At 64.1% G+C, this 25,443-nt stretch carries 32 protein-coding genes; 14 read left to right on the top strand and 18 right to left on the bottom strand.

Annotated features, from left to right (window positions below):
* Positions 1-26: 26 nt before the first annotated feature.
* Positions 27-1,043 (bottom strand): GlxA family transcriptional regulator, encoded by a 1,017-nt coding sequence (locus tag LQG66_RS34685; RefSeq protein ID WP_231320295.1) that lies wholly within the window; start codon positions 1,041-1,043, stop codon positions 27-29.
* A gap of 65 nt (positions 1,044-1,108) precedes the next feature.
* On the opposite strand from LQG66_RS34685, the gene LQG66_RS34680 reads away from it, so the two are divergent.
* The 4 genes from LQG66_RS34680 to LQG66_RS34665 are packed head-to-tail and all read left to right on the top strand — an operon-like array spanning position 1,109 to position 4,213.
* Positions 1,109-1,819 carry a hypothetical protein gene (locus tag LQG66_RS34680; RefSeq protein WP_231320293.1) on the top strand — a complete coding sequence of 237 codons (711 nt, stop codon included), beginning with the start codon at positions 1,109-1,111 and terminating at the stop codon, positions 1,817-1,819.
* Entirely contained in the window at positions 1,819-3,111 is a 1,293-nt protein-coding gene (locus LQG66_RS34675) for an MFS transporter (RefSeq protein ID WP_231320291.1), read from the top strand. Before LQG66_RS34680 ends, LQG66_RS34675 begins: the two co-directional genes overlap by 1 nt.
* 23 nt (positions 3,112-3,134) lie before the next feature.
* Positions 3,135-3,890, top strand: coding sequence for a YqcI/YcgG family protein (locus LQG66_RS34670; protein WP_231320282.1), 756 nt, complete (start codon positions 3,135-3,137; stop codon positions 3,888-3,890).
* Positions 3,887-4,213 carry a cupin domain-containing protein gene (locus LQG66_RS34665; RefSeq protein WP_231320281.1) on the top strand — a complete coding sequence of 109 codons (327 nt, stop codon included), beginning with the start codon at positions 3,887-3,889 and terminating at the stop codon, positions 4,211-4,213. The genes LQG66_RS34670 and LQG66_RS34665 overlap by 4 nt, the downstream gene beginning before the upstream one ends.
* A gap of 1 nt (position 4,214) precedes the next feature.
* Here LQG66_RS34665 and LQG66_RS34660 read toward each other — a convergent pair whose 3' ends face one another.
* Complete coding sequence (locus LQG66_RS34660; RefSeq protein ID WP_231320280.1) at positions 4,215-4,403, bottom strand: hypothetical protein; 189 nt, start codon at positions 4,401-4,403, stop codon at positions 4,215-4,217.
* Between the two features lie 25 nt (positions 4,404-4,428).
* Between LQG66_RS34660 and LQG66_RS34655 the strand changes: the two genes are divergently transcribed.
* Positions 4,429-4,614 (top strand): hypothetical protein, encoded by a 186-nt coding sequence (locus LQG66_RS34655; protein ID WP_015665493.1) that lies wholly within the window; start codon positions 4,429-4,431, stop codon positions 4,612-4,614.
* Between the two features lie 224 nt (positions 4,615-4,838).
* Positions 4,839-5,072: a DUF6894 family protein gene (locus LQG66_RS34650; RefSeq protein WP_231320279.1), complete on the top strand. Its 234-nt coding sequence runs from the start codon at positions 4,839-4,841 to the stop codon at positions 5,070-5,072.
* 214 nt (positions 5,073-5,286) lie between these two features.
* Here the strand turns inward: LQG66_RS34650 and LQG66_RS34645 are convergent, their stop codons facing one another.
* Both LQG66_RS34645 and LQG66_RS34640 read right to left on the bottom strand, forming a co-directional pair.
* A complete protein-coding gene (locus tag LQG66_RS34645; protein WP_231320278.1) occupies positions 5,287-5,961 on the bottom strand; it encodes a methyltransferase family protein in 675 nt (224 codons plus the stop codon).
* A 40-nt stretch (positions 5,962-6,001) separates the two neighbouring features.
* Positions 6,002-7,057 (bottom strand): hypothetical protein, encoded by a 1,056-nt coding sequence (locus LQG66_RS34640; RefSeq protein WP_231320277.1) that lies wholly within the window; start codon positions 7,055-7,057, stop codon positions 6,002-6,004.
* Between the two features lie 236 nt (positions 7,058-7,293).
* On the opposite strand from LQG66_RS34640, the gene bamA reads away from it, so the two are divergent.
* Positions 7,294-9,615, top strand: coding sequence for an outer membrane protein assembly factor BamA (gene bamA, locus LQG66_RS34635; RefSeq protein WP_231320276.1), 2,322 nt, complete (start codon positions 7,294-7,296; stop codon positions 9,613-9,615).
* A gap of 57 nt (positions 9,616-9,672) precedes the next feature.
* Here bamA and LQG66_RS34630 read toward each other — a convergent pair whose 3' ends face one another.
* Positions 9,673-10,104: a hypothetical protein gene (locus LQG66_RS34630; protein WP_231320275.1), complete on the bottom strand. Its 432-nt coding sequence runs from the start codon at positions 10,102-10,104 to the stop codon at positions 9,673-9,675.
* Between the two features lie 300 nt (positions 10,105-10,404).
* Between LQG66_RS34630 and LQG66_RS34625 the strand changes: the two genes are divergently transcribed.
* Positions 10,405-10,713, top strand: a complete 309-nt coding sequence (locus LQG66_RS34625; protein WP_231328059.1) for a hypothetical protein — start codon at positions 10,405-10,407, stop codon at positions 10,711-10,713.
* Positions 10,714-10,781: 68 nt separating this feature from the next.
* On the opposite strand, the gene LQG66_RS34620 is transcribed toward LQG66_RS34625, so the two are convergent.
* Both LQG66_RS34620 and LQG66_RS34615 read right to left on the bottom strand, forming a co-directional pair.
* Complete coding sequence (locus tag LQG66_RS34620; RefSeq protein WP_231320274.1) at positions 10,782-11,381, bottom strand: DUF6456 domain-containing protein; 600 nt, start codon at positions 11,379-11,381, stop codon at positions 10,782-10,784.
* 54 nt (positions 11,382-11,435) lie between these two features.
* Positions 11,436-11,972, bottom strand: coding sequence for a GcrA family cell cycle regulator (locus LQG66_RS34615; RefSeq protein WP_231320273.1), 537 nt, complete (start codon positions 11,970-11,972; stop codon positions 11,436-11,438).
* Between the two features lie 161 nt (positions 11,973-12,133).
* On the opposite strand from LQG66_RS34615, the gene LQG66_RS34610 reads away from it, so the two are divergent.
* Entirely contained in the window at positions 12,134-12,751 is a 618-nt protein-coding gene (locus tag LQG66_RS34610) for a LexA family transcriptional regulator (protein ID WP_231320272.1), read from the top strand.
* Between the two features lie 141 nt (positions 12,752-12,892).
* Positions 12,893-13,168, top strand: a complete 276-nt coding sequence (locus tag LQG66_RS34605; protein ID WP_231320271.1) for a hypothetical protein — start codon at positions 12,893-12,895, stop codon at positions 13,166-13,168.
* A gap of 78 nt (positions 13,169-13,246) precedes the next feature.
* Here LQG66_RS34605 and LQG66_RS34600 read toward each other — a convergent pair whose 3' ends face one another.
* Positions 13,247-14,221: a quinone oxidoreductase family protein gene (locus tag LQG66_RS34600; protein ID WP_231320270.1), complete on the bottom strand. Its 975-nt coding sequence runs from the start codon at positions 14,219-14,221 to the stop codon at positions 13,247-13,249.
* Positions 14,222-14,437: 216 nt separating this feature from the next.
* Between LQG66_RS34600 and LQG66_RS34595 the strand changes: the two genes are divergently transcribed.
* Positions 14,438-14,698, top strand: coding sequence for a hypothetical protein (locus LQG66_RS34595; protein ID WP_231320269.1), 261 nt, complete (start codon positions 14,438-14,440; stop codon positions 14,696-14,698).
* A gap of 16 nt (positions 14,699-14,714) precedes the next feature.
* On the opposite strand, the gene LQG66_RS34590 is transcribed toward LQG66_RS34595, so the two are convergent.
* Positions 14,715-15,383 (bottom strand): NAD(P)H-dependent oxidoreductase, encoded by a 669-nt coding sequence (locus LQG66_RS34590; RefSeq protein WP_231320268.1) that lies wholly within the window; start codon positions 15,381-15,383, stop codon positions 14,715-14,717.
* Positions 15,384-15,728: 345 nt separating this feature from the next.
* Between LQG66_RS34590 and LQG66_RS34585 the strand changes: the two genes are divergently transcribed.
* Both LQG66_RS34585 and LQG66_RS34580 read left to right on the top strand, forming a co-directional pair.
* Positions 15,729-16,055: a DMT family transporter gene (locus LQG66_RS34585; protein ID WP_231320267.1), complete on the top strand. Its 327-nt coding sequence runs from the start codon at positions 15,729-15,731 to the stop codon at positions 16,053-16,055.
* 1,295 nt (positions 16,056-17,350) lie between these two features.
* Positions 17,351-17,572: a hypothetical protein gene (locus LQG66_RS34580; protein WP_231320266.1), complete on the top strand. Its 222-nt coding sequence runs from the start codon at positions 17,351-17,353 to the stop codon at positions 17,570-17,572.
* Between the two features lie 41 nt (positions 17,573-17,613).
* On the opposite strand, the gene LQG66_RS34575 is transcribed toward LQG66_RS34580, so the two are convergent.
* Genes LQG66_RS34575 through phnG form a run of 9 tightly spaced genes read right to left on the bottom strand, consistent with a single transcriptional unit; the run spans position 17,614 to position 24,568 of the window.
* On the bottom strand, positions 17,614-18,225 hold the full coding sequence (locus LQG66_RS34575) for a pyridoxamine 5'-phosphate oxidase family protein (protein WP_231320265.1): 612 nt from the start codon (positions 18,223-18,225) through the stop codon (positions 17,614-17,616).
* Positions 18,203-18,847 (bottom strand): phosphonate metabolism protein/1,5-bisphosphokinase (PRPP-forming) PhnN, encoded by a 645-nt coding sequence (gene phnN / locus LQG66_RS34570; RefSeq protein WP_231320264.1) that lies wholly within the window; start codon positions 18,845-18,847, stop codon positions 18,203-18,205. Before phnN ends, LQG66_RS34575 begins: the two co-directional genes overlap by 23 nt.
* Entirely contained in the window at positions 18,844-20,001 is a 1,158-nt protein-coding gene (locus tag LQG66_RS34565; RefSeq protein ID WP_231320263.1) for an alpha-D-ribose 1-methylphosphonate 5-triphosphate diphosphatase, read from the bottom strand. Before LQG66_RS34565 ends, phnN begins: the two co-directional genes overlap by 4 nt.
* 16 nt (positions 20,002-20,017) lie before the next feature.
* Positions 20,018-20,716 (bottom strand): phosphonate C-P lyase system protein PhnL, encoded by a 699-nt coding sequence (gene phnL / locus LQG66_RS34560; protein ID WP_231320262.1) that lies wholly within the window; start codon positions 20,714-20,716, stop codon positions 20,018-20,020.
* A gap of 10 nt (positions 20,717-20,726) precedes the next feature.
* On the bottom strand, positions 20,727-21,521 hold the full coding sequence (gene phnK, locus LQG66_RS34555; protein WP_231320261.1) for a phosphonate C-P lyase system protein PhnK: 795 nt from the start codon (positions 21,519-21,521) through the stop codon (positions 20,727-20,729).
* A complete protein-coding gene (locus LQG66_RS34550; RefSeq protein ID WP_231320260.1) occupies positions 21,514-22,398 on the bottom strand; it encodes an alpha-D-ribose 1-methylphosphonate 5-phosphate C-P-lyase PhnJ in 885 nt (294 codons plus the stop codon). The genes phnK and LQG66_RS34550 overlap by 8 nt, the downstream gene beginning before the upstream one ends.
* Positions 22,395-23,498 carry a carbon-phosphorus lyase complex subunit gene (locus LQG66_RS34545; protein ID WP_231320259.1) on the bottom strand — a complete coding sequence of 368 codons (1,104 nt, stop codon included), beginning with the start codon at positions 23,496-23,498 and terminating at the stop codon, positions 22,395-22,397. The genes LQG66_RS34550 and LQG66_RS34545 overlap by 4 nt, the downstream gene beginning before the upstream one ends.
* Before the next feature lie 3 nt (positions 23,499-23,501).
* Positions 23,502-24,113 carry a phosphonate C-P lyase system protein PhnH gene (phnH, locus tag LQG66_RS34540; RefSeq protein WP_231320258.1) on the bottom strand — a complete coding sequence of 204 codons (612 nt, stop codon included), beginning with the start codon at positions 24,111-24,113 and terminating at the stop codon, positions 23,502-23,504.
* Positions 24,113-24,568 carry a phosphonate C-P lyase system protein PhnG gene (gene phnG / locus LQG66_RS34535; RefSeq protein WP_231320257.1) on the bottom strand — a complete coding sequence of 152 codons (456 nt, stop codon included), beginning with the start codon at positions 24,566-24,568 and terminating at the stop codon, positions 24,113-24,115. The genes phnH and phnG overlap by 1 nt, the downstream gene beginning before the upstream one ends.
* Positions 24,569-24,686: 118 nt before the next feature.
* Here phnG and phnF point away from each other — a divergent pair, with 118 nt between their 5' ends.
* Positions 24,687-25,412: a phosphonate metabolism transcriptional regulator PhnF gene (phnF, locus tag LQG66_RS34530; RefSeq protein WP_231320256.1), complete on the top strand. Its 726-nt coding sequence runs from the start codon at positions 24,687-24,689 to the stop codon at positions 25,410-25,412.
* The last annotated feature ends 31 nt before the right edge of the window (positions 25,413-25,443 follow it).

The raw sequence follows: 25,443 nt of genomic DNA, 5'->3' as shown, positions 1-25,443 counted from the left end.
ACAAGGCCATGGAGCAGTGCACACTGTCAGCCCGAGAAGCGGCGGCGATATTCCGATGGCGACACACCCAGATGCCGCAGGAAGGCGCGCCGCATGCGCTCGTCATCGCCGAAGCCCGCCCGCTTCGCGACTTCGACCACGTTGTCAATCTGGCGGCTTTCGAGCAGAAGGCGTGCCGTCTCGACCCTGAGCGCCTCGACACCGTGCGCGGGAGTCATGCCGGTGCGATTGACATAGGTGCGTGCGAAGGTACGGGGCGACATGCCGGCCTTTGCGGCCAAGGTCTCGACCCGCAGATCGCTCGCGATGTTTTCGATGATCCAGGCATGGAGGGAGCTGAAGCGGCCTTCGACGTCGGAGGCCTGGGCAGCCAGCACCGTCGAAAACTGACTCTGGCCACCCGGACGCTTGAGGAACACGACGAGCCGCCGCGCAACGTCGAGCGCGATCGTGTGACCGAAATCCTCCTCGATCATCGCGAGCGCGAGATCGATGCCGGCACTGACGCCGGCGGAGGTCCAGACCCGTCCGTCCTGCACGAAGATCGCATCCGGCTCGACCTTCACGTTCGGGAAGCTGTCCTGCAGACGGGGGCAATAGCGCCAATGTGTAGCGGCCCGCTTGCCCTCGAGCGCCCCTGCCCATGCCAGCGCGAATGCACCCAGGCAGACGGACGCGATCCGCCGGGCGTTGGGCAGCACCTGCGCAATCCATCGCATCACGGCTTCGTCCTGCCGTAGCTTCCAGATCCCCGGTCCACCGGGGATGAGAAGCGTATCGATCTCGTCCGGCTTCATCGTCGAGAGCGGCGCCGTGTCGATCATCAAACCGACATCCGTCGGCACCAGCCCGCCGTCCTTGGACACGTAGCTCAGCGCGTAGCCCGGCGCAGGCAGATCGATCTCGCCAAGTTCGGCGAAGACTTGGGCGGGCCCGGACACGTCGAGCAGTGTCACTCCGGGGAACGCCACCATGGCCAGCCGCCGTTCGGCACCGTCTTGGCGCACCGCGGAACGCCGGAGCTTGGCAGAATTCGAGGGCATATTGTCCTTTAAGCCATCGGATGGCGGCCTGTATAGCTCTACCTTGCAGTGCCGGAGTTCATGCGATGTCGTGCAACCTGAATGGCAGATACCCGACCATCGCCTCGCCTTGGGACGACTACGCCGTCTACAGCTTCCGCGATACTTCGCAGATCGAAGCATCTGATCGGCAGCCGATCATGGATGCGATGAATTCGATCATTGCTATTAACTGGAAAGCAATCGAACCGCATTGGACCTCGGCGTCATCGCCATTCGACAGCAAATACAGCCTTGTTCTGGTCTACGATCACATCGGGTTGGTGGCTTTCTCCGTCTATCGCGTCATGACGATCGCACAGCGGGCGGCCATCTACCGCAGTGGGACCGAAGTGCTGCCCGCGCATCAGGGTCGTGGCCTGTATGGGTTCTTTACGTCGCAGATTCTCAAGCATCCCCACTTCCCCACAGGCAGCGAGGGAATTCTGTACGGATGGCGAACGCGCAACCCGATCGTGTGGGCTGCGAACGCCAGGATCTGCGAGAAGGTCGCGCCCTCATTACTCGATGACGCCGCAGATCCTGAACTGCAGGCGGCAGGCGTCGAAATGTGCGCCGCGCTCTATCCGGGCAAGCCGCTCGAAATGCCGCGCATGATCATGCGCGGTGCCTATGGACACATCAAACAGATCCGGCAGGACTATCACGGCACGGCCTCGCTCGTGGACGCGGCGATGTCGCGGATCATCCCGGACTCGGCCGATGCACTGTTCTCCGTCGGTTATGCGAGGGTGTGATGGCGGTGCTCGGACAACAGGCCGTCGCTTCGTCTCCGATCAGGTTCGCCGATCGTGCCTATATCGCATGGGGCACGGTTGCGTTGGCCTACGCGATCGCTTTTCTGCAGCGTATGTCGCCGCAGACGGTCGGCCTCAGCTTCATGCGCGATTTCGGCACCGATGCCTCGGGCGTCGCGATGCTCGCGTCCAGCTATTTCTGGGGCTACACGCTGATGCAGATCCCGGCCGGCGTGCTGGTCGATCGCTACGGCGTCAAGCGCGTCGTCTTGTGCAGCATGGCGGCCTCGGTGGCCGGCAGCGCCGCCTTTGCTCTGTCGCCCAACCTGCTAGACGTGTTCATCGCGCGCGTGATCGTCGCCTGCGGCGACGCGCTGGTGTTCACGGCCCTGTTGAAGCTCGTCGCGCAGAGCTTTTCCGATGAACGTTTCGGCCTGATGTCCGGGATCTCCCAGGTGTCGGGCTATGCCGGCGGCGCCATGGCCACGACGCCGCTCGCGGCAGCGGTGAGCGGCTTCGGCTGGCGCGCCTGCTTCCTCTTCATCGCCTGCGTCGGCATCGCGAATTGCGCGTGTGCGTTCGTCGCCTTGAAACCCGCGGCCGCGAACTACACCGGGCGAACACTGAACAGCGTCCTGCTTGCGAGTTGGCACGCGCTCGGATCGGTGGCGAACTGGGGTTGCGCACTGAGCTTCGCATCACATTTCGCGGTCGTGACCACGCTCGCAGGCGTGTGGGGCATTCCCATGGTCGCGCACTATTTCGGCGTGTCGCCATCTGCTGCCGGAGGCCCCCTGCTCGCCTTCATGGTCGGCAACGCAATCGGGTCGATCTTTCTCGGCCACGCGGCGGATCGCACGCAATCATTGGACACGGCACTGATCCGCATCAGCCTGCTGCGAATGCTGCTCGTGGCGATGCTGTGGCCGTTCCTCGCCCACACTTTCGGCCTGCTCTATGTCGGCACGGTGTTTGCCGTGCTCGGGCTGGTGGCCGGCGGCACCGTTCCTCTGGTCCTGAAATGCACCAAGCATCTGTACACGGCGGAACGGATCGGCGTTGGCGCGTCGATCAACACCACGTCCGCCGGCGTGTTTGCCGGGCTGGCCCAGCCGGTCATCGCCATTGCGATGATGAGCGCGAGCGGCCTCGGGGCCGACGCGGGATCGAGCCTGCGCACTGTCGCCAACGATGCCGGCTACTCGGCCCTGATCGAAATTCTTCTGCTGATGTCGCTACCGGGAATTCTCGGGCCACTGATGATGAGGCGCAAATTGATACTTCGTAAGTAAGCATAAGAACAGAGAGGGTCAGTATGTCGCGTTTGTATTTGAGAAAGGACGAAGTCCGATCCGTTCATCGGGTCGGCAGCTGGCAGAGCGTCCTGTTTTCGGAATTCGAAGCTCAGATGAGCAGCGAAGCAAGACCCTTTCCTTGCGTGTTCGGCGTGGCCGGTTATCGCCAGGACCAGTTGCGTTATCTGTTTCTCGACCCCATCGACGTCGATACCCTCGGCAAGCAGCTTGCCCAGTTCGTATCGGAAAGCCGTTCACACGGACCCAACACGTCACTCGTCCTGTTCACGCGCCCGCGGCCGGTGCAGACGCTCGACGCCTATTACAAGAAGTTCTGGCGAATTCTGGATCAGCTGGCACGGATCGACAAGCAACCATGGCCTGGCGAAATTCCCGAGGCGATCGATGACCCGATGTGGGAATTCTCGTTCGCCGGTGAACCCATCTTCGTCGTGTGCAGCACGCCCGCCCATGTGATGCGGCAAAGCCGGCGCTCGAGCGCCTTCATGCTCACCTTCCAGCCGCGCTGGGTGTTCGAGAGGATGCTCGGCACCGAGCAGGCGGCGGCCAAGGCATTCGGCGAGGTGCGCAAGCGCCTCGTGCCATTCGACACGATCGCGCCGTCTCCGCTGCTCGGGCGTTACGGCAATCCGGAAGGCCGCGAATACAAGCAGTACTTCCTTCATGACGACAACCAGCCGCCGCCAGCCTGCCCCTTCCACAAGCTCGCACAGGCCAAACCAACGTCCATCGGAGATAAGGAGGAAGCCGCATGACCCAGATCATCGCTGGAACGAAGACCGAGTTCGCGATCGATTCCGACATCCTCGCACTGCTGCCGGCACAGGGCTGCATCGAGCTGCAGCACGACGCCGCCGGCAAGATCCATCCCTTCCACACGCATCCCGTCGACGAAATCCTGGTCGTGATCGCGGGACGACTGACCTTCAGATGGGAGGGCGGCGAGCGCATCTGCTCCGCCGGCGACAAGATCCTGTTGCCAGCCGGGACGCTGCACGAATCGGAAGCTCTGGATGATGCAATTTATGCGATCGCAACGCGGCCACCGGCAACCATTGCGGGCAATGAGGAGAGGTGAGTCAGGACAGCGGCAGATCCGTCTCCGAACGAGATTCGGCGTTCAACCGCTCGACCATTTCGATCACTTCGATGCGCTGGCCGGGTGCCAGTTTCAGGAAAGCCTTCAGCAGCCGAAGGCTCTCGACGGCCTCGCTCGAGGGGGCTCCGAGCTTGGTGTGCAGCTCCGCGATGAATGTGGAATTCTTCATCTCGCACCTTTGACAGGAAACAGTAATGCCAGTCCTCAGCAAACGTGAAGGCCTTGCACGCAAGGTAGATACTGCAGCAATCGAGGCTGAAAGTCTCGGTCTGACGACCGCGACGCTCATCCTCAGAATGGCCCGCTTGGAAATCGACCGAGCAGAACCCGATGAGGTTGAAAGTATGCCAGCGAACAACTCCTGCAGCAAGCCGAACTGACCGGAGGGTTGATTTCGACGGCACAATCTGAGCTTTCTGGCAGTTTCTGGCTGATCTTGCCAGCTAAAATGGTCGATTGGCGAACAAGGCAGAGAATTACGGCAGAGGTAAGCTTGTCCTCCATCTTAGAGGTCTTCTATAGTTTGCGCGGGAGGACAATGGCTTGCGGATGACCCTTTTGGCTCCGTGTCCCCCTCCCGCGACACATTGGCGGCAGGAAGACCATGCGCACTTATTATTTCGATATGAATGATGGCATTCCGACCAGGGACCGCACCGGCCTGGAATTTGCGACGAGTGCCGGGGCGATTGAACACAGCCGGGATCTGGCGCGGCGGCTTCGCCATGACCCCCGCATTACCGATCGTAGGCTGTCGATCGTGGTCGTCGACGAATCGGGCGCGGAGGTTCACCGCGAACCGGTCTACCCGGCTGCGGTGAAGGCCGGCCTGTCCTGAATTTCAGTGCGGCACCAGCGACGGCTGCCGAATAGCTCGAGATTCTACCATTTGTAGAGAGGCTTAAAAACGAAATCTAGAGTTACGTCTATTCGGGCTGACCGGAGCGCGATGCGTCGCCTTCAACAGTTCGACTGGTCGGAGACTGCGAGGAAACAGGCCGGGGTCGGCAGCAGCTCCCTCCTCCGCTCCCGTTGCGCGGCGCTCCCCGCGTCTACCAGACTGACGGAACGAGCCGCCAGCGCACCCTCGCCAGGTAGTCGCGGTAACCTGGCAACTGCTCGGCCAGCATGCGCTCCTCGTGCAACAGCCGCCACACCAAGGCCGGGACGATTGCCGCCATGACGAAAAGCCCCCACCACGATCCGAGTGCGATCGGAATGCCGGCCATCAATACGACAGCGGCGGCATACATCGGGTGGCGCAGGATCGCGTATGGGCCGGTCGCTATGACGGTCTGATCGGAAGCCACCTCTACGGTAGCCGCTGAGAAGCTGTTTTCCCGGAACACGCGCAAGATCCCCGCGAACCCGAGCACGACGAGCAGGTCACCGCCAACGACGAGCAGCGGTGGCATCCGCGACCACCCGAACCGGTGGTCGAAGGCCGGCACCAGCAGCAGTCCCAGATACGCGACGGAAATGATCGTCATGATGAGGCGCTGTACCGGCTCCCTTTCCGCGAACGGGCCCCCTTTCAATCGGCGCCGGAGCAGCGCGCGATCGCGTCGCATGAGGTCGATCGTCCCGACCAAGGAAGCGCCGGAATAGACGAGAAGGAAAAGCCAGGCCTGCCAATAGAAGGTCCCTGCAGCGGCAAAGATTATCGCGGCCATGACGGCCAGCAGAGCGGAAAGACTTGCCAGGGTCTTGGCATCGAGCCGGTTCATGCCGCCACAACCGTTCCGAAACGCATCCGTTCCAGCCTGTCTATTGCTGCTTCTCCCAGAACGACAGAAGTCCTTGCGACGCAGAACCGCCGATCACGCAGGGAATTCCGACGGCGACCTGCCCCAACGCGGCGGCCGAGACGCAGCCGAGCGCCAGGGCGCCGACGCCGAGTTGGCCCCAGAAGTCCATGTTGCGCCTGGCATCGGAGCCCTTGGTCTTGAGTTCTTCCACCGCGGCGACGGCATCCTTGCGCACGGCGCCGAGCTGGACCGTGTCGGCCGCCTCGACCACCTCCGTCAGCGGCGCCTTGGCCGGACCCGACTGCCTCGCCAGTTCGCCGCGGAGATAGTCGCGCAAGCCGGCGTCGCGCACGGAATAGCTCGCGAGCGTGTAGCGCGCCATGCTTCCGATGGTCAGCTTCTCGACCGTGTCGCGGCTCTTGGACCAGGGCAGCATCTGCACGATGCGCTGGATCGGCACGTGCGAGCCGGTCGCGAAGTAGTACCCCCAGAGGATGTCGAGCAGATCCTGATGGGTCGCGTAGCTCAGCCGCGTATCGAGCTTGCGTTCCTCCTTCTTGAACGGGTTCTGCGTCAAGGCACCGCGCAGCTTGTCCATCACGCCCGGTTTGGTCTCCTCCAGCGGGATGTCCATGAGTGTCGGCTGCGCACCGCTGAGATAGCCTTCGATCATCACGCGGCGGCCCGGCATCTGCGGCGCCACCTTGCGCATGAGATTGCGCCAATCCGGCAGACCGGAATAGGCAATGGCCCGCACGACGACCCACTCGTCTTCGGGAGGCACCGGGAAGAAGCCGTTGACCAGCTGCCCGGCCTTGGCCGGGTTGGAGCCGATCGCGCCTGCGATGAAGCCGAGATAGATGCCGGCGTTCTCCGGCTCCTTGAACGTCTGAGAGTGGAACAACACACGCACCGCCGCCGGGACATGGGCGTAATCAGGCTTGGTCCGATAGTTGTAGATCCACTGCTGCACCACGCCGAGCGACGCACGGGGATCGATCTCCGGCGCGACGGCGGCAGCAAGGGCTGACTGAACGAAGCTACAAGCGATGAGGGCCAGGGCGATCGCGCGCATGGTCTGCTCCCGTCAAACGTTCGCCGCATCAGCATCTGCTGGCGCGCACGGACGAGCAAATTGACTGGCAAGCGTTTGAATCGACTCTGCGTCAATTCTGCGACCTGCTTCGGTTCCCGGGTGCGTCACCTTCGCAGCCGTGATCGCGGGCCAACAAGTCTCCACAGCCCCGACATGATTTGGCCGCCCACCCGCTCTTGCATCACGGCGAAGACCAGCAGGCAGGAGCGCACGTCATGACCGCCCGGAACAGGCGTCACCATCGCTTCGGCAGATCTCGGCATGTCGCGACGCTCGTTGCGGCGTTGTCGGTGCTGACGTGTCCGCTTGCAGCGGCGGCTGCAGAAACCCTTGCGGTGCAGGGCAATCGCCGGGTCGATGCAGAGACCATACGGTCCTATTTCCACGCCGATGCCAATGGCCGTTACGACGCCGCCGCGCTCGATGCCGGCCTCAAGGCCCTGGTCGCGACCGGCCTTTTCGACGACGTGAAAATCAGTCGCGCCGACGCGCGGATCGTGGTCCTGTTGTCGGAAGCAAAGGTGCTCGATCGCGTCGCCTTCGAAGGTAACAAGAAGGTGAAGGATGCCGATCTCACCAATGCCGTGCTGTCGAAGCCGCGCGCGGGCCTGCAACGCGCAACCGTCCAGGGCGACGTCGCGCGGATCATCGCGGCATATCATCGTGCCGGGCGCGACGACGTCAGCGTCGTGCCCGAGATCATCGACCGCGGCAACGAACGGGTCGATCTGGTCTTCACCATCACCGAAGGCAAGAAAACGCCGGTCAGAACGATCAACTTCGTCGGCAATCACGCCTATGGCGCGCGACAGCTGCACGCAGTGATCAAGACGTCCGCAACCAACATGCTCAGCTTCGTGACCGGCGGCGACGCCTACGACGCCGACCGGGTCAACGAGGACCGCGAGCAGCTGCGGCAGTACTATCGCAACCACGGTTATGCCGATGCCGAGGTCACGAACGTCAGCGTCGACTACGATCGCGTGAACAGCGGCTTCAACCTGACCTTTGCGATCGAGGAAGGCGCGCTCTACCGCTTCGGCGCGATCGATGTCTCCTGCAATATTCCGGGGCTTGCCTGCGATCGTCTGCGCGCGCTGTTGCTGATGCAGCAGGGCGACATGTTCAACGAGAGCAAACTCGACAAGACCGCCGAAGCCCTGACGGCTGAACTGGGCAAGCTCGGCTTTCCGTTCGTGCAGGTCGAGCCCAGGATCAATCGCAACGCTCAGGCCAGACTGGCCGATGTCATCTTCCAGATCGAGCAAGGCCGGCGCAGCTATGTCGAGCGCATCGAGATTCACGGCAACGCGCGTACGCGCGACGACGTGATCCGACGCGAGTTCGATATCGGTGAAGGCGACGCCTACAACAAGACGCTGATCGACCGCGCCGAACGGCGCCTGCGGACTCTCAACTACTTCAAGACCGTCAAGATCTCGACGCGGCCGGGATCGGCTGGCGATCGCGTGGTGCTGGACGTGGAGGCGGTCGACCAGGCAACCGGCGACTTCAACGTCTCGGGAGGATATTCATCCACGGACGGGCTGCTCGCCGAGGTCAAGATCGGTGACCGCAACGTGCTCGGAACCGGCAATACCGCGCAGGCCTCGTTCACCTACGGTCAGTTTGCACGCGGTGCCAACCTGTCGTTCACCTCGCCCTACGCGCTCGGCCGGATGACGCCGGGCGTCGAACTGTTCGCGCGGCAGAGCATGGTCAATACGGTCCAATCCTTTGGCAGCGACACCTATGGCGGCGCCTTGACCCTCGGCATGCCTGTGAGCGAGCAGACCGCCATGCTGTGGCGCTATTCGCTCTACGACCAGAAGGTGGTGCTGGCGCCCGCGATCTCGCCTGCAGCGGTGTCCTTGCCTGTCCGGCAGGCGGTCGCCGCAGGACGGCAAACGGTGTCCTCGATCGGCAATACGGTCACGACCAGCACGCTCGACAACAGCAAGATGCCGACCAGCGGCATTCGCTCACAACTGAGCCAGGATCTTGCGGGCCTCGGCGGCGATGTCCGCTTCATGCGCACGACCGAAGACGTCCGCTACTACCGATCCATCACTAGCGACCTGACCGGCATGGTTCGCGCCCAGGGCGGTTACGTCACCGGATGGGGCGGGCAGCAGGCGCCGTTGCTCAACAACTTCTTCGGCGGTCCCACGATGGTGCGTGGTTTCGCGCCCGGCGGCTTCGGGCCGCGCGATCTCACACCGGGATCGACGATGGATAATGTCGGCGGCAGTCTCTATTGGGCGACGACGGCGGAGCTGCAGAGCAACATTCCGGGGTTGCCCCAGGAATACGGCCTGCGCGCATCGGCCTTCGTCGATGCCGGCAGCGTGTTCGGCTACCGGGGTCCGACCCAGAACGCCCAGGTCGCGAACAAGAACGTGGTGCGCTCCTCGGTCGGCGTCGGCCTGACCTGGGCATCGCCGTTCGGGCCGCTATCGGTCGATTATGCCGTCCCGATCAGCAAAGCGGCCTATGATGTCGTGCAGCCGCTGCGCTTCAGCGCCGGCGGTTTCTGAGGGTCACCGCCCCGCGGAGCAGCAGGGCTGGCGGCGCTCGGCGCCGCCTGCTCCGTCTCAGTACGGATGATAGTAACGAACCCGCGGTCCGTAATAGGGATGGCCGTAATACGGGTGGCCATAATACGGACGAGGCGCGTAGTAGACCGGCGGCGGCCCGTAATAGCCGGGCCCGGGATAATAGCCAGGCCCATAGTAATAGTCGTCGTCGTGCTGATGCGCGGCGATCGCTCCGATCGTCCCGATCATCGCGCCCATGATGGCAAGGCCAGCGGCCGGATTACCCCGGTAGACGCGGCGATAACGCCGACGCGCACTGAGATCGGTCACATCGCCGGCTGCCGTCTTGATCACCGCCTGCTTGCCGGCCTGGCCAGCCGCCCGCGCGAAAGCCGGCGCCGGCTCGCTCGCCGCGACGACCATCGCTGCAACGCCTGCAAGCACGATCTTCCCGCTGGCTGAACGGAACAGATATTTAACGCTGGACATGGCATCCCCCGTCGTTTCGTTCGTCTCGAATACAACAAGCCGAGCCGAACCTCTTGACCTGCATCAACGACGCGATCCATCCAGGTCATTTGCCCTCGGCTCGCATCGTTCCCCAACGATGTCTTAGCCGCAGCCCTCAGCAGCAGGGTTCAATCCCGACCGTGACTTTTTTTCGCGAACCGAACGGCGAGCGGAGGAAACCAATGCCTGCACGCTCGACGACGTTTTGTAGCGGAGCGGACGGGAGACGCCATGACTTCAGGACTGACACGCTCGATCTTCGGCACGCTCGCACTTGTCATGATCGCCGCATCAACGGCGACGGCAGAGGAAAGCAGGACGTCGCTGTTCAAGGTCGTCACCGTCAAGGACGAGATCGTCATCGGTCTCAGCAGCGACGAATTGGCAACGATCGGCGGCAACGACGCGGGCGCAGTCGCGCACGCGCTGGCACAGAAGGGCGACCTCACGGCCTGGCAATACAACGTCCATCGCGGGCCGAACGGTGAACTGCAGATGGCCCCCTCTGCCAAAATCGCGCTGCTTGCCCATGCCTCGCTGCGGGTCGAGCCCTACAGCACGACCTATGCCATCACGCCACATCCTTGAACAGGACGATCGGCGAACCGGCGCTCGCGCCCATCGACGTGGGCCGCGAGCGCTGCTCGTGCAACCCGCTAGGTCTCGACCGGATGGCGTGATCGCGCAGCGTGGTCATATTTCCTGGCGATTCGGCCGGTGGAAAAGCCGTAGACCACCGCCAGCCGATCCAGGCACTCCTTGAACCGGCGTGCGAAATAGTCATTCCAGCGCTGGCTGGCCAGACCGCGCTTATGCCCGACCTGCTCCATCGTGAGACCATGCACCAGGATATCGTGGGTGATCGCCGCCCCGTCGGCACCGAGCTCGCGCTCGGCCCGGTTCAGCCGCAGCACCGCCTGCCGCTGACCTTCCGTCACGAGCTCCCGCCCCTGCGCGCCATCGACATGGTCGCGCGACGGGTCGATCGCCTGCGGGCCCCGCTCGGCCCGCTCCCAATCGTTCTGGAATGCTCGTCCGGCCCGGTACTGCGCATCGTCGAGCTGCTTGTGCGCATGCAGCCGCCCGAGCGGATCGTTGCGGACGGAGCGCAGCGCGACGATCTTCTCGCCCGGCTCCTGCGCGAGCGGATCGTCGATCTCGACCGGGATCACGTCCGCGTTCCTCGGCTGGTCATGAGCACGACGATCGTGGCTCTTGGACATGCGGTGGGACTTGCTGCGTCTGGCGCGCGCCATGTCTAGTCTCCGTAAAATGGGGATGGAATCAGGCCGATCGGCAGGGTCTTGCGGTCACGCCGCCGCGACGAGCCGCAGGGTCAGGGGGCCGGCCGGGCGATCCGCGGCGGCCTCGGGATTTCTGGTCAGATGAAAATGCGGCGTGCAATAGCAGGAGCCGGCCTGGCGCGGGTGGCCGCAAAAGGTGATGGGATCGCCGTCGCGGTCGCCGCCATAGGGATAGCGGCAATCGCCGGGTTCGAGCTGGTCCAGCGACAGCAGCCGCGGGCTGATGCCGACGCAGCGAAGCCGAACCGGAGCGGCGGCTGGCGCGGGCGGCAGGGGTGCGATCGGCCGGCCTGCAGGCTCTCGGCTCCGCCGGCCGGTTCCGGCGGACGCAGACATCCGCCGGGGTTCGGGCCAGCGGGCCGGTTTGGGGGCCGCCGGCGCGACGAGTCCCATCCGCTTGCCGCGGCTGAGCGCTGCATTCCGCGTATAGGCCGTTCCAAACCGTGCATTGAGGGCGCGCGCGATCTCCGCATAGGACTGTCCCTTGGCATGGAGCTCCCGCAGCATTTTTGAGTGTTGATCCGGCCAATCGGTGGACTGCATTCTCGCCTCTTCGTCTCGTGGGAAACGCCGGGGAGCGGCGGCCCCTTGCGGCCCTCACCCGACTGCTGTAATTTCCGATATTCAGAACAAAAAGTCAAGCTTGAATTCTGATTATACGAAACATATACTCGCAGCCGAGATTCGCAAAAGAGGTCAAAGCCATGTTGGACGTCGCCATGATCGAGCGTGCACTCGAGAAGCCGGGAAAAACGAAGGGGGGGCTGGCCCGTGCCATGGGCGTCAGGCCCGGGGCCGTGTCCGAGATCCTCGGCGGCCAGCGCCTGATCAAGGCGGCCGAAATCGCCCTCATTACGGACTATCTGGAGCTCAATTCGGTCCCCGTCATGGGGCGGGTGGGCGCCGGAGCCGTCATCGAGCCGGAATACGAGCAGGTGCCCGCCGAGGGGCTCGGCGAGGTCGCCCTGCCGTTTCCGATCTCCGAGGAGACGGTCGCCTTCGAAGTCTCGGGCGATTCGATGCTGCCCAAATATGAGAACGGTGACGTGATCGTCGTCTACCGCGATCAGCGCCATCCGCTGTCGAGCTTCTACGGCGAGGAAGCCATCGTGCGCCTCAAGACCGGCGAGCGCTACCTGAAGACGATCGAGCGCGGCAAATCGTCGTCCCTCGTCAATCTGAAGAGCTTCAACGCCAAGCCGATCATGGGCGTCAAGCTGGAATGGATCGGCGAGATCTTCGTGACCCTGCCGCGCGGCCAGATCCAGCGGATGCGCGCCAAGACGGCGGCCAAGTCCCGGTCGCGCTCATCGAGCAAATGAGACGCGATCGCACGACACGACACGAGGGGGCGCCAGGCGTCCCCTCGCGGAACTGCATTCCGGGACGATAGCCCCTTGACAAATTCTGTTTTTCGGAAATAATGGAGCCATTAGTTTCAGCCGAAGGCGACCTGGCGCTTCATGCAGTATTTCGTCGTCATGATCGATTACGGCCGTCGTGGACGCGAGGCGGTGGTCGATCCCGAACTGACCCGGCGCGACGTGGTCGCCCGGATCGCGTCAGGGGAGTATTCCAACGTCAGTTTCATTCACGAGATCGTCGACAAGTCCGTCGAGGACATTACCGCCGACATCATGTCCGAAGCTGCGCTGCCCGTCCTCGACGGACAGGATACCGACCTGCAGGCCGCGCGCTTCGATCACGTCCGTGACCTGCGCAAGCATGAGCGGGTCTGACCGGACATGCGCAAGCCGGCGGAGATCACCGGGTGGAGCCCTGCTGGCACCCCACCCGGCCGGACATCTTTGGTTGCGTCAAACCAGAAAGACGGTGGACCCGGTCGTCTTTCGGGCGGCGAGATCCGCGTGGGCCCGGGCGGCCTCCTTGAGAGGATAGGTCTGGTGCACTTCGATCTTCACCGCGCCTGACCTCACGACCGCGAACAGCTCGTTGGCCATCGCGACGAGGTTGTCGCGCTTGGCGGCATAGGTGAACAACGTGGGCCTGGTCACGAACAGCGACCCCTTCTGCGCCAGAAGGCCGAGATTGAGCGGATCGACGCTGCCGGAGGATTGACCGAACAGCACGGCATAGCCGAGCGGCGCCAGACAATCGAGCGACTTCAGGAACGTATCCTTGCCGACGGAATCATAGACCACGGGCACCTTTTTGCCGCCGGTGATCTCGCTCACGCGCGCGACGAAATCCTCGCGCGTATAGACGATCGTGTGATCGCAGCCATGCGCCTTGGCCAGTTGCGCCTTGTCGTCGCTCGACACCGTGCCGATGACGGTGGCGCCGAGATGCTTGGCCCATTGGCTGAGGATCAGGCCGACGCCGCCAGCGGCCGCATGCAGCAGCAGCGTGTCGCCAGCTTTGACACGGTAGGTCTGCCGGATCAGGTACTGGACCGTCAGGCCCTTGAGCATCATGGCGGCTGCCGTCTTGTCGTCGATCTCATCCGGCAGCTTGAGCAGCTGCGCAGCCGGGATCAGCCGCTCCTCGGCGTAGGCACCGAGCGGTGAGGAGCCATAGGCGACACGATCGCCGACCTTGAGGTCGGTGACCCCCTCCCCCAGTTCCTCGATTACGCCGGCACCTTCGCTCCCCAAGCCGCTCGGAAGCTGAACGGGATAGAGACCGGACCGGTTGTAGATGTCGACGAAGTTGAGCCCGACCGCCGTGTGGCGGATGCGCGCCTCGCCGGGTCCGGGCTTGCCGACAGGGACATCCTCCCAGACCAGGACGTCGGGGCCGCCGGCTTTGTGGAAGCGAATGGCGTTGGTCATTGTTGCGTGTCCTCCCTGTTGGACGCCCAATGCCGCGGCACTTGGTCGCGTGATGGCCGGCCTGCACGGCAGCTTCGTCATCGGGCGGTTTCGAACGGATCATTCCGTAGCGGCTCTCGCCGCCGCTTGGCAATCTTCTTTGCGCCTCTCGACGCGCGGAACAGGAACCACGCCCATCGTTTCTGCGTTCTCGGGCGATAGCGGAGGACAAGCCCCATGCCGCCGAAAAAGCGTCCAGTGGCCATCAAGCCGGCGATCCTGATCGAGCTTGCCTGTCACACCTTCATGGGCACGGCGCTCGGGCTCGGCTTCGCCTTTACGCTCACCCAGGCGGATGCGTTCGGCATCTCGACACTGATCGCCCACAGCCTCGACCCCGGTATGACGTTCACGATCTTCGTCGGTACGTTCACGCTGGCGTTCGCTGTCGGTGCGACCCTGACCGGCCTCGTCTTCACCATGATGGAAGAGAGGTAGTCGAAACACCCTCGGGTCAATACGATCCTACGTCGATCGGCTGCTCGCTCGTGACGGCCTGCAGGCGAGCGGCGTAGGCTTCGAGAAGCTGCGTCCTCGCGGGCCGCGAGAGCCGCACCGGCCCGTAAACGATCTGCGGCGCCAGCACATCGAACCCCGTGAATTGCAGAATACCGCGCTGGATGGGGCGCAGGATCGCCGTCAGGTCGCCATTGAAGCCGCCCTTCTCGTAGGCCGCGGCCGGTCCGCCCGTGGTCAGCGACAGCATGGCGCGCTTACCACGGAAGACGCCGTTGGCGTAGATCCTGTCGCCGCCGTAGGTGCGTCCCATCGCGAACACGCGATCGACCCAGCCCTTCAGAATTCCCGGCAAGCCGAACCACCACAACGGAAACTGCCATATCATCAGATCGCACCACTCGATGTTCTGGATCTCGCGCTCGATCTCGTCGGCAAAGCCGTAGCTCTCCGAGGCATACAGCTCCTCGGTCTGCTGCTTGTAGTAATCCGGGTCCTTCACCGTCAGGAAATTTGTCCGGCTCGACACCGGATCGAACCGCAACGCGTAGAGATCCGATGTCTTGATCTCGTGACCTGCGGCGCCCAGGACATCGACCGCTGTCCGGAACATGGCGCCGTTGAAGCTCTGGTGTTCGGGATGCGCGAGCACGATGAAGACCTTCATGATTCCTCTCCTCGCTTGCTACCGGAGGCACTGATCCTGCCCGAACGCTACAGGATCGCCGCTGCGGCACAACTCGCATCCTGGCATCCCGCAGCCGGTTCGAGATGCGGCAGATCAAGATCCTCAGCGATGCCCTGGACAAGGAGATGCCGTCCTCTCGCGTCCGGCGGTCAGGGCTCGTCATATCCCTGTCGCGCAAAAACTGCAGATCAACGGCATTGTCGACCGGCACGGAGACGACGGAATGCCCGGACTGCCGTGTGCAATCGCTCTGCTGTCACCGGCCGCAGACCGCCCGCCCACCAGCATCGTCATAGGGTGGCATGTGTACGCGAGCGCGCGGCCATGATGAGCGGATGGCTCGCGCTGTTGGCGGCAGGTCTGCTCGAGATCATCTGGGCGCTCGGTCTCAAGCACTCCGACGGACTGACCCGCTTCTGGCCCAGTGTGGCGACCGTCGTCGCAATCCTGCTCAGCTTCTCGATGATGTCGCTGGCGCTGCGATCACTGCCGTTTGGTACCGCCTACGCGGTATGGACCGGGATCGGCGCTGCCGGGAGCATCATCGTCGGCATGATCCTCTACAGCGAGCCGGCCGATCCGACGCGGCTGATCTGCCTCTCCCTGATCGTTGCCGGCATGATCGGGCTGAAGTTGAACTCGCCGGTCTGACGCCCCTGCGGATGGACGCAAGCTGCGCGACAGTTCGACGCCGCCGAAGACGGCGAGAGAGAGCACGAACGGCAGCAGGTGATAGAGGATGCGGAAGATCAGGAGCGCCGCAAGCAACGCCTCCTGATCGTCGCCGCCCAGTCCGAGCAGGATCGTCGCATCGAACAGTCCGATGCCGGCCGGAGCATGACTGGCAAATCCGAGCAGCGTTGCGGCAATGAAGACCGCCATCAGCCGCGTCACGTCGATGCCGAGATCGGCCGGAATCAGCACATGCATCGCGAGCGCCGCGGTGCTGAGATCGAACAGTCCGATTGCGATCTGCAGCAGCACCGTCGGACCGGATGGCAGCCGGACCGGCCACCGCCGGCTGCGCCGCCCCGGCCAGCTCCAGATGACGAAGGCGATCACGCCGCAGAGCAAGGCGGCAGCGATCAGGCGGTTGAGCGTCGGCGGCCAGTATTCCACCCAGCCGAAGGCATCGGGATCGATCATCAGGCTCAGGCCGAGCGCCGTCAGGTTGCCGAGCCAGAAGGTCAGTCCGGTGAGAAAGCTGATCTTGGCGATGTCGATCGCGCCGAGCCTGTAGGGCGCATAGATCCGATAGCGGACCAGCGGTGAGATCAGCGCGACCGCGCCGATCGCGTGGGCAATCGGATAGCTCGTGAAGCTGCCCAGAGCCGCAGCTCGATAAGGAATGTCGTTGCGGCCGATCGTGCGCAACGCAAACAGATCATAGAGCGTGAGGCCGGCGTAGGACAGCGCGATCAGCGCCAATGCGAGACCGATGAGCTTCGGATCCGTCGCCTCCGCGATCGACACGACGTGAGAGACATCGAGCTTCTTGACCGCCCGCATGAGCACATAGACCGCAATTCCTGCAATCAAGATGCTCAGCGCCAATCCGCCCAGACCGCGCAGCCAGGCCCTGCGCTTCAGCTGCGGCGGCAGGTCGTCGTTCGGGACAGCCATTCAACAGATCTTTGAGCCAGCGATACGCGCCGGCCGATTCGAGCGGGATGATGGCGCCGTTTGACACGCCGATGTGACAGTTGCGTTACCGCTCTACCAGCTCGGTGGCTTTAATCTTCTCTTAACGACACACAATCAATGCCGCGGGCAAATCCAAAAAAGGTTCAACGTTGCAGCGCAACTTCCGGATCATTCAAATTTGAATTAAGGGGCGCGTGGTTCGGGCGTAATGAACGAACCGTATCAATACGGATGCATGAGGGTCGCATCTTCGTCACGCCGACTTTCTAAGACGAATGCGGGACGGCAACATTCGAGGCAGCATGAACGCGGAATTCGAGCACGAGCTCACGCCGGATCAATGGGAGACGCTCAAGGCGCTCCGCACTCCCGCGCGCGAGGGCCGCAGGCTGAACGGCGGCGTCGTCGATCAGCTCATTGCACTCGAACTGGCGGTCATCAAAAATGGAACTGCTGCCATCACGCCAGCCGGGCGGACGGTTCTCATCCGGGGCTCATCACGCCTGCTCGATGTCGCCGCCTGACTCTCGACGCTGATCGTACGGCGACGCCGTCGTGCGAGCGTTCACCACATCGACTGCCGCGCGCGCTCCGGCCACTCGCGGTCGTATTCCGCGCCGTCGACGGCATTCGCGGTCATCGCAGCCAGGATCTGTCCCGGCGTCGGCAATTGTCTCGGATCGACGCGCTTGTCCGGATTCCAGAGATCAGCGCGCACAATCGCGCGTGCACACTGGAAGTAGATCTCTTCGACGGTCATGACGAGCACCGTCCTCGGCAGCTTGCCTTCCATTCGGAACGACTCGAGAAGATCCGGATCGGTCGACAGCCGACCATGCCCATTCACCCGCAGCGTATTGCCAGATCCCGGAATCAGGAACAACAGGCCGATCCGCGGATCGCGCACGATGTTCCGCAATGAATCGACCCGATTGTTGCCGCGCCGGTCCGGCAACATCAGTGTCTTATCGTCGTGGATACGGACGAAACCCGGGAGATCGCCGCGCGGCGAACAATCCAGACCTTCCGGACCGCAGGTCGCAAGCGCGACGAAGGGCGACTTCTCGATCATGATGCGGTAGTGCGGCGTCACACGATCGGAGACTTTGGCCGTCGATGTGATCCCGGTCTGGCCGTAGATCGCCTCGAGCTGCTCAAGGGTTGTGATGATCGACATAGCCGCCGCCTCCCGTCGCTCCGATGAGCGCCTCTTCAACAGGTGCCTTGATCACCTCTGCCAGTCGGTGACCGTGCGTTTCGGGATCGCCCACATTGACGATGGTGACATCCGCCGCCACCGCCTCCTCGTCGATGGTCCGATGAAGCCGCTCGCCGATGTCGGCATCACTCGGGCGATGCCGCTTGCTCAGACGTTCGGCCAGAACCTCGGCGGGCGCGGTGATGGCCACCACAACGACATGGGCGTAGTCGCGCCGTGCCACTGGGATCACCGTCCGCGACACGTTCACCACGACGGTGCGGCCAACGACGATGTCGTCCCTGATCGCGCGCGGCACGCCGTAGCCATGCCCGTGCGCATCCCAATGCAGTGCGAATGCGCCAGCGGCGAGCGCCTCGCGAAACGGCGCCTCGCCCATCTCCTGATTGTCCTCGAATGCCGAGGCCGCGCGGGTGACGACCCGCCGCGGAAACACGATGCGATCATTGCCGGCACATTCGCTGCGCGCCACATTGAGCAGGGTGTCCTTGCCCGCGCCGCTCGGCCCCACGACGAGCACGAGCTTGCCTGGGCCGAGCCTTTCGGACCCGTCAACCGAAGGAGCCGACACCTCGCTCATGCCACCCGCGTTCCTTCCCGCCAGACACTGCGCACGACTGGCACATCGCCAGCGACATGAACGCGGATCAGATCCGCGCGCTTACCGGCAGCAATTTCACCGCGATCATCGAGACCGACCGCCTCGGCCGGCGTCTTTGTAACGGTACGAACCGCGGCAGCCAGATCGATCGAAGGAACGCGCCGCGGCAGCTGCAGCGCCCCCATCAGCAGGCTCGACGGCACATAATCCGACGATAGAATGTCGAGCAGACCCTCGCGCGCGAGATCCACGGCGGCGATGTTGCCGGAATGTGAGCCGCCGCGTACGACGTTCGGAGCCCCCATCAGGATGCTGATGCCGGCCTGGTGAAGGCCCCACGCAGCTTCCATCGTGGTCGGAAACTCCGCCACCGCTATGCCGTCCTTGATCGCGTCGGCGACATTCTCCTCGGTGGTGTCGTCATGACTGGCCAGAGGCACGTCATGAGTCTTCGCCAGCGCAACGATGTCGCGCATGTTCGGCGCCGCATAGGCCTGCTGATAGGCGAAGCGCCGCGCGAACATGACGTCGAGCTCCGCGTCGGTCTTGCCGCCGCTCTTGCCGCGATAGTAGTCGCGCAGCTTGCCCTCGTCGCGGAACTGCCGTTGACCCGGCGTATGATCCATCAGCGACATCAGCCGGACATCGCGACGGCCCGCCAGCTGCTTCGCTTCCTCGACCACCGTCGGCATCGGCACCTCGCAGCGAAGATGCAGAAAGTGATCGGCGCGCAGCAAGTGTCCGTCGCGCGCCGTCGCGATCGCCTGCGCCAGCACATTGGCCTGTCCGTCGACGCCCTCAGCCCCCTCCTCGCTCCACACCCGCAACGAATCGAGCACGGTCGTGATGCCTGCAGTCGCCAGCTGCCCATCGTAGGAAACGACTGCCGCGACCGGATCCCAATAGACCTTCGGGCGCGGCATGACGTGCGCTTCCAGGTGATCGGTGTGCAGTTCGACGAGCCCCGGCATGAGCAGGTCGCCGCCCGCGTCGAGGCTGCCGGACGGGGCCGCGCCTTCTCCCAGCTCGGCGATCCGGCCATCCACCATCGCCACCCATCCCCGCTGTATGATCCCGTCTGCAAGGACCAGCCGGGCATTTCCTATCACGGTTTCGGACATGTTCGAGCTCATTCGTATCTGTACTTCTCTATGCCGCTGCAGCGAAGCTCGTCACGTCGACGGTCCGGTCGGCAATATCAGCGCGGATTTCGTCGTCGTGAACGATCGCGATCATCGCCACGCCGGCCTGCTTCTTCGCTGCGATCAGATCGACGACAACCGCTCGGTTGGCTGCGTCCAGCGACGCCGTCGGTTCGTCCAGCAACAGGATCGGCACCTCGGAGATGAAGCCGCGCGCGATGTTGACGCGCTGCTGCTCGCCACCGGAGAAGGTCGAGGGCGGCAAGGACCACAGCCGCTCCGGAATGTTCAACCGACGGAGCAGCGCACCGGCGCGTACCCGGGACTGGTCGCGCGACAGGCCGGCTGCGACCAGCGGCTCGGCGACGACGTCGAGCGCAGGCACGCGCGGCACCGCGCGCAGGAACTGACTGACATAGCCGATCGTCTGCCGTCTGGCGTTGAGGACGAGACGTGGCTCGGCGCGTGCGAGGTCCGTCATCTCGCCCTGATGCCGCACGTCGATCCGGCCGGCGTCGCAGCGATAGTTGCCGAAGATCATCTTCAGGATCGACGATTTCCCGGCTCCAGATGGTCCCGACAGGACGACACATTCCCCGGCCCGGACCTGGAACGACACGCCGCGCACGACCGGCAGCATGATCCCACCCTGCAGATGCATGGTGAAGGTCTTCTCGGCATTCGCGATATCGATCATCACGGTCATTGCAACGGGCTCATGGTGGCAGGATGGAGGACACGAGGAGCTGTGTGTAGGGCTCGCGCGGATCGTCGAGCACCTGGTCGGTGAGGCCGGTCTCGATCACCCGCCCTTCCTTCATCACCATCACACGATGGGACAACAGGCGCGCTACGGCAAGATCATGGGTCACCACGATCGCGGCGAGGCCGAGCTCGTTGACGAGGCTGCGCATCAGGTCGAGCAGCCGCGCCTGCACCGACACGTCGAGCCCGCCGGTCGGCTCATCCATGAAGACGAGCCGCGGTTCGGTCACCAGATTGCGCGCGATCTGCAGCCGCTGCCGCATTCCGCCGGAATAGGTGCGCGGCGCATCGTCGATGCGGGCGACGTCGATCTCCACGCGCTCCAGCCAGGACGAGGCCGTCTGACGTATGCGACCGTAATTGTCCCAACCGACTGCCATCAGCCGCTCGCCGACATTGGCCCCGGCCGACACCGCCATGCGCAGCCCCTGCGCGGGATCCTGATGCACATAGCCCCAATCGGTGCGGAACAGGAAGCGGCGTTCGGCCTCGCCGAGGACGGCGAGATCGCGCAGCACACCGTCACGCATCCGGTAGGAGACGCGGCCCGCGCTCGGCGCTAGCTGCGCCGAGAGCATCTGCAACAGCGTCGACTTGCCGGAGCCCGATTCACCGACGATGGCGAGCACCTCGCCGGAATGGAGCGTGAAGGAGACGTCGCGGCAGGCGTTCAGCCGGCCGTAGCTCTTGGCAAGTCCTTCGGCGACCAGCAGCGGCTGATCGGACGCATTGACCGCTTCAGCCATGAGCGCTCTCCTTGTGTGGCGCGGCGTTCTCCACACCGCGGTGCCCGGCCGCCTGACGGCCCTCGCAGTAATCCGTGTCGGAACACACGAACATGCGGCTGCCCTTGTCGTCGGTCACGATCTCATCGAGATAAGAGTCTTCCGCGCCGCACAGCGCACAGGGCGCATCGAACTTGTAGCGCGTGAACGGATGATCCTCGAAGTCCAGCGACACGACCGACGTATAGGGCGGGATGGCATAGATCCGCTTCTCGCGCCCGGCCCCGAACAGCTGCAGCGCCGGGCAATTGTCCATCTTCGGATTGTCGAATTTCGGCGTCGGCGACGGATCCATCACGTAGCGCGCATTGACCTTGACGGGATAAGCATAGGACGTCGCGATGTGGCCGAAGCGCGCGATGTCTTCGTACAGCTTGACGTGCATCAGGCCGTACTCCGCCAGCGCATGCATGCGGCGCGTCTCGGTCTCGCGGGGCTCGAGAAAGCGCAGCGGCTCCGGGATCGGCACCTGATAGACGAGCACCTGTCCCTCGTGCAACGGCGCCTCCGGAATACGGTGGCGGGTCTGGATCACGGTTGCGGTTTCCGTCGACGTCGTCGTTGCGACGCCGGCCGTCTTGGCGAAGAACTTCCGGATCGAGATCGCATTGGTGGTGTCGTCGGAACCCTGGTCGATCACCTTGAGCACGTCGTCGGGGCCGAGAATGGCCGCGGTGACCTGCACGCCGCCGGTGCCCCAGCCATAGGGCATCGGCATTTCGCGGCTGGCGAACGGCACCTGATAGCCGGGAATGGCGATCGCCTTCAGGATCGCGCGGCGGATCATCCGCTTGGTCTGCTCATCCAGATAGGCGAAATTATACGTCGGCGCGTTCATTCCGCGGCTTCCTTCAAGACCGGAGCGGCATTCGCATCGGCAAATTCCCTGCGCAACTTGCGCAGGAGGCCGAGCTCGGACTGGAAGTCGACATAGTGCGGCAGCTTGAGATGCTCGACGAACCCGGTCGCCTGCACGTTGTCGGAGTGCGACATCACGAACTCCTCGTCCTGCGCCGGTGCTGCGACATCCTCTCCCAGTTCCCGCGCGCGCAAGGCACGGTCGACAAGCGCCATCGACATCGTCTTGCGCTCGCTCTGGCCGAAGGCGAGACCGTAACCGCGGGTGAAACACGGCGGCTCCGTTGCGGATCCTTTGAACTGGTTGACCATCTGGCATTCCGTCAGCTCAATCGACCCTAGCGGAACGGCGAAGCCGACCTCCTCGGCGACGAACTCGACCTCAACCTCGCCGAAGCGGATCTCGCCGGCGAACGGATGGTTGCGGCCGTAGCCCCGTTGCGTCGAGTAGCCGAGCGCCAGCAGAAACCCCTCGTCGCCACGCGCGAGGTTCTGCAACCGCAGATCCCGCCCGGCCGGAAAGCTCAGCGGATCCCGCGTCAGATCGCCGACAACAGCGCCGGCCTCTGTTTGCGGCGAGGGCTCGATCAACCCGTCCTGGCCGAGAATATCTGTCACCCGCGGTGTCGGCGCATCCGAAGCCTGCGCGACGGCTGGCGGTGCCGGCTCCCCACCCTCTGCCAATTGCGGATCGAGCAGCCGGTGCGTGTAATCGAAGGTCGGCCCCAGCACCTGTCCGCCTGGAATGTCCTTGAAGGTCGACGAGACACGCCGCTGCACCCGCATCGCGCCGGTATCGACCGGCTCGGTCGCGCCGAAGCGCGGCAGGGTGGCGCGGAAGGCGCGCACCAGGAAGATCGCCTCGATGAGGTCTCCCCGCGCCTGCTTGATCGCGAGCGCCGCAAGCTCACGGTCATACAGCGAGCCCTCGCTCATGACACGGTCGACCGCAAGCCCGAGCTGCTCGGAGATCTGTGAAAGCGACAGCTCCGGCACGTTACGGTCGCCACGGCGCTCGTGCGCCAGCAGGCTATGTGCATTTTCGATGGCGCGTTCGCCACCTTTGACGGCCACATACATGCGTCAAACTCCTGCGGCAACCAGCCGCGCGGTACGAGGAATTGCAACGACCGAGGTGCCATCGATCAGCACGACATCGATCCCGCGCGGGAACAAGCGTTCGTTGATCGACAGCCGCTCGAACAGATCGGCCGGTGCGATCGTTGCGCGGAGCGAAATCGTCCTGTCGATCCCGGGCCCCCGCAGCCGATACGTCTCTCCGCTGGACAGGCTGGGCACCTGCATGATCAAGGTCGTCGAGCGGTCGGGATATTCGGCCGAGCCGAGCGCGAACGAGTCAAGATCAGGCAGCGCTCCGGGCTCTGCCACCAGCGCGAAACTGGCGAGCGCGAGATCGGCGACCATCGGCGCGCCGGTATGGAACTTGAGCCACGCACCGACATCCGGAGCGCTCGACAAGATTGGATCGAGCCAGACCGGCGTATCGTGATCGAACAGCGTCAAGGCGATCGCAGCCGCTCCGGGCATCAGCGACGAAGGCCGGCCAACCTCGACGTCAACCCGCTGAGGACGCCCCGGGCGCGCCATCGCTTCCATGACCGCACGGAAGGTCGATTGCGCCGCGAGCGTCTGATCGACGAAGCCTGGCTGCAGCGCGGATGTGACAGCAGCCATCAGCCCTCTCCCCGCACCATCGTATAGAAATCAACGCGCGTGGCGGCGGCTTCGGCTGCTCGGCGCTCACGCGATTCGCGCATCTGCGTCTGCAACGGCGCAACGACCTCCTTCTCGATCGCCGGGCGATGCGCAGGCGACTGGATCATCGCGTCACAGAGCGCGATCAGCCGCGCCTTGTCGCCGTCACGCCCCAGCACATAGCCGAAGCCGACCTCGCCGCTTGCGAGCCGAACCGCGGCGCGTGACACCGTCGCCTCGCCGAGATTGAACGGCGCACCGTCGCCGCCGATCCGGCCGCGGACCATGACGAGGCCGTTCTCTGCCGCGCGCAGATGGTGATGATCGGGCAGATCGAGCGCCGCGAGCCTGGCGGAGATGTCCGCATGCGACGCATGCACCAATACCTGCATCGCGGTCCTGCGCCGTTCCGGCATCGCCGTGTTGCCGCCCATGTCCATTCCGATCTTGCCACACTGAAGTTGTCTATGATATTAGACAACTTCGTAGCGAGGCGCCATGACTGTTTGATGACATGGACGTGATTTTCAGGCCGGAGACCGGAGAGCCGCGATGAGCATGCCGGACGTCCCTTCGGGGGTGACGCTGTGGCGGCGGGTCGCCGATGGCATCGAACGCGACATCGCCGAGGGCCGTTTCGCGCCCGGAACACGCCTGCCCGGTGAGACCGAGATTGCGGAGACCTATCGGGTGAACCGCCATACGGTGCGGCGCGCGCTCGCAACCTTGGCCGAGCGCGGCCTGGTGCGCGCCGAGCGCGGCAGCGGGACCTATGTCGAGGCGCCACGCCTGTCCTATCCACTGCGATCGCGGACGCGGTTCTCTGAAATCGTCGGCGCCGGCGGCCGCGAGCCACATGGGCAGTTGCTCGCTGCCTCGCAAGAGCCGGCGACGCGCGAGATCGCGCGCGTCCTCGGGCTGAAAGTGGGTTCGCCGCTGGTGCGCATCGAGGCGCTACGCTTCGCCGACAAGACCCCCATCTGCGTCAGCACGTCCTGGCTTTCAGCCGAGCGGTTTCCGGACGCAGGGCGCGTGTTCGCCGCGACCCGCTCGATGACGGCCCTGCTCGCACATTACGGCATTCGCGATTACCGTCGCGGCTCGACCCGCATCACCGCAGCCATCGCCGACGCGAGCGACGCCGCGCGCCTGGACCTCGCGCTGGGGCGCCCGGTGCTGGTGGTCGACAGCGCCGACGTCGACGCCGACAGCACGCCGCTCGTTGTCAAGCGTTCGCGCTTCGCGGCCGAACGCGTCACCTTCGAGATCGAGAGCTAGACTCTCTGCCTTGCGACGCCTCGCTCCCGGC

Origin of the sequence: Bradyrhizobium ontarionense, assembly GCF_021088345.1 — a bacterium.
In the GTDB taxonomy this organism is placed as follows: domain Bacteria; phylum Pseudomonadota; class Alphaproteobacteria; order Rhizobiales; family Xanthobacteraceae; genus Bradyrhizobium; species Bradyrhizobium ontarionense.
This window is presented reverse-complemented; position numbering and strand designations above follow the sequence as displayed.

Bases quoted from the DNA above. Each gene is read 5' to 3' on its own strand.
- LQG66_RS34585 (WP_231320267.1), top strand. From the start codon at position 15,729: ATGATGAGCGGATGGCTCGCGCTGTTGGCGGCAGGTCTGCTCGAGATC.
- LQG66_RS34615 (WP_231320273.1), bottom strand. From the start codon at position 11,972: ATGCAGTCCACCGATTGGCCGGATCAACACTCAAAAATGCTGCGGGAG.
- bamA (WP_231320276.1), top strand. From the start codon at position 7,294: ATGACCGCCCGGAACAGGCGTCACCATCGCTTCGGCAGATCTCGGCAT.
- LQG66_RS34590 (WP_231320268.1), bottom strand. From the start codon at position 15,383: ATGAAGGTCTTCATCGTGCTCGCGCATCCCGAACACCAGAGCTTCAAC.
- LQG66_RS34665 (WP_231320281.1), top strand. From the start codon at position 3,887: ATGACCCAGATCATCGCTGGAACGAAGACCGAGTTCGCGATCGATTCC.
- LQG66_RS34675 (WP_231320291.1), top strand. From the start codon at position 1,819: ATGGCGGTGCTCGGACAACAGGCCGTCGCTTCGTCTCCGATCAGGTTC.
- LQG66_RS34660 (WP_231320280.1), bottom strand. From the start codon at position 4,403: ATGAAGAATTCCACATTCATCGCGGAGCTGCACACCAAGCTCGGAGCC.
- LQG66_RS34545 (WP_231320259.1), bottom strand. From the start codon at position 23,498: ATGTATGTGGCCGTCAAAGGTGGCGAACGCGCCATCGAAAATGCACAT.
- phnG (WP_231320257.1), bottom strand. From the start codon at position 24,568: ATGGGCGGCAACACGGCGATGCCGGAACGGCGCAGGACCGCGATGCAG.
- LQG66_RS34605 (WP_231320271.1), top strand. From the start codon at position 12,893: ATGCAGTATTTCGTCGTCATGATCGATTACGGCCGTCGTGGACGCGAG.
- LQG66_RS34595 (WP_231320269.1), top strand. From the start codon at position 14,438: ATGCCGCCGAAAAAGCGTCCAGTGGCCATCAAGCCGGCGATCCTGATC.
- phnK (WP_231320261.1), bottom strand. From the start codon at position 21,521: ATGGCTGAAGCGGTCAATGCGTCCGATCAGCCGCTGCTGGTCGCCGAA.
- LQG66_RS34680 (WP_231320293.1), top strand. From the start codon at position 1,109: ATGTCGTGCAACCTGAATGGCAGATACCCGACCATCGCCTCGCCTTGG.
- LQG66_RS34550 (WP_231320260.1), bottom strand. From the start codon at position 22,398: ATGAACGCGCCGACGTATAATTTCGCCTATCTGGATGAGCAGACCAAG.
- LQG66_RS34650 (WP_231320279.1), top strand. From the start codon at position 4,839: ATGCGCACTTATTATTTCGATATGAATGATGGCATTCCGACCAGGGAC.
- LQG66_RS34670 (WP_231320282.1), top strand. From the start codon at position 3,135: ATGTCGCGTTTGTATTTGAGAAAGGACGAAGTCCGATCCGTTCATCGG.
- LQG66_RS34655 (WP_015665493.1), top strand. From the start codon at position 4,429: ATGCCAGTCCTCAGCAAACGTGAAGGCCTTGCACGCAAGGTAGATACT.
- phnH (WP_231320258.1), bottom strand. From the start codon at position 24,113: ATGGCTGCTGTCACATCCGCGCTGCAGCCAGGCTTCGTCGATCAGACG.
- phnF (WP_231320256.1), top strand. From the start codon at position 24,687: ATGAGCATGCCGGACGTCCCTTCGGGGGTGACGCTGTGGCGGCGGGTC.
- LQG66_RS34575 (WP_231320265.1), bottom strand. From the start codon at position 18,225: ATGTCGATCATCACAACCCTTGAGCAGCTCGAGGCGATCTACGGCCAG.
- phnN (WP_231320264.1), bottom strand. From the start codon at position 18,847: ATGAGCGAGGTGTCGGCTCCTTCGGTTGACGGGTCCGAAAGGCTCGGC.
- phnL (WP_231320262.1), bottom strand. From the start codon at position 20,716: ATGACCGTGATGATCGATATCGCGAATGCCGAGAAGACCTTCACCATG.
- LQG66_RS34565 (WP_231320263.1), bottom strand. From the start codon at position 20,001: ATGAGCTCGAACATGTCCGAAACCGTGATAGGAAATGCCCGGCTGGTC.
- LQG66_RS34610 (WP_231320272.1), top strand. From the start codon at position 12,134: ATGTTGGACGTCGCCATGATCGAGCGTGCACTCGAGAAGCCGGGAAAA.
- LQG66_RS34625 (WP_231328059.1), top strand. From the start codon at position 10,405: ATGATCGCCGCATCAACGGCGACGGCAGAGGAAAGCAGGACGTCGCTG.
- LQG66_RS34620 (WP_231320274.1), bottom strand. From the start codon at position 11,381: ATGGCGCGCGCCAGACGCAGCAAGTCCCACCGCATGTCCAAGAGCCAC.
- LQG66_RS34600 (WP_231320270.1), bottom strand. From the start codon at position 14,221: ATGACCAACGCCATTCGCTTCCACAAAGCCGGCGGCCCCGACGTCCTG.
- LQG66_RS34640 (WP_231320277.1), bottom strand. From the start codon at position 7,057: ATGCGCGCGATCGCCCTGGCCCTCATCGCTTGTAGCTTCGTTCAGTCA.
- LQG66_RS34645 (WP_231320278.1), bottom strand. From the start codon at position 5,961: ATGAACCGGCTCGATGCCAAGACCCTGGCAAGTCTTTCCGCTCTGCTG.
- LQG66_RS34630 (WP_231320275.1), bottom strand. From the start codon at position 10,104: ATGTCCAGCGTTAAATATCTGTTCCGTTCAGCCAGCGGGAAGATCGTG.
- LQG66_RS34685 (WP_231320295.1), bottom strand. From the start codon at position 1,043: ATGCCCTCGAATTCTGCCAAGCTCCGGCGTTCCGCGGTGCGCCAAGAC.
- LQG66_RS34580 (WP_231320266.1), top strand. From the start codon at position 17,351: ATGAACGCGGAATTCGAGCACGAGCTCACGCCGGATCAATGGGAGACG.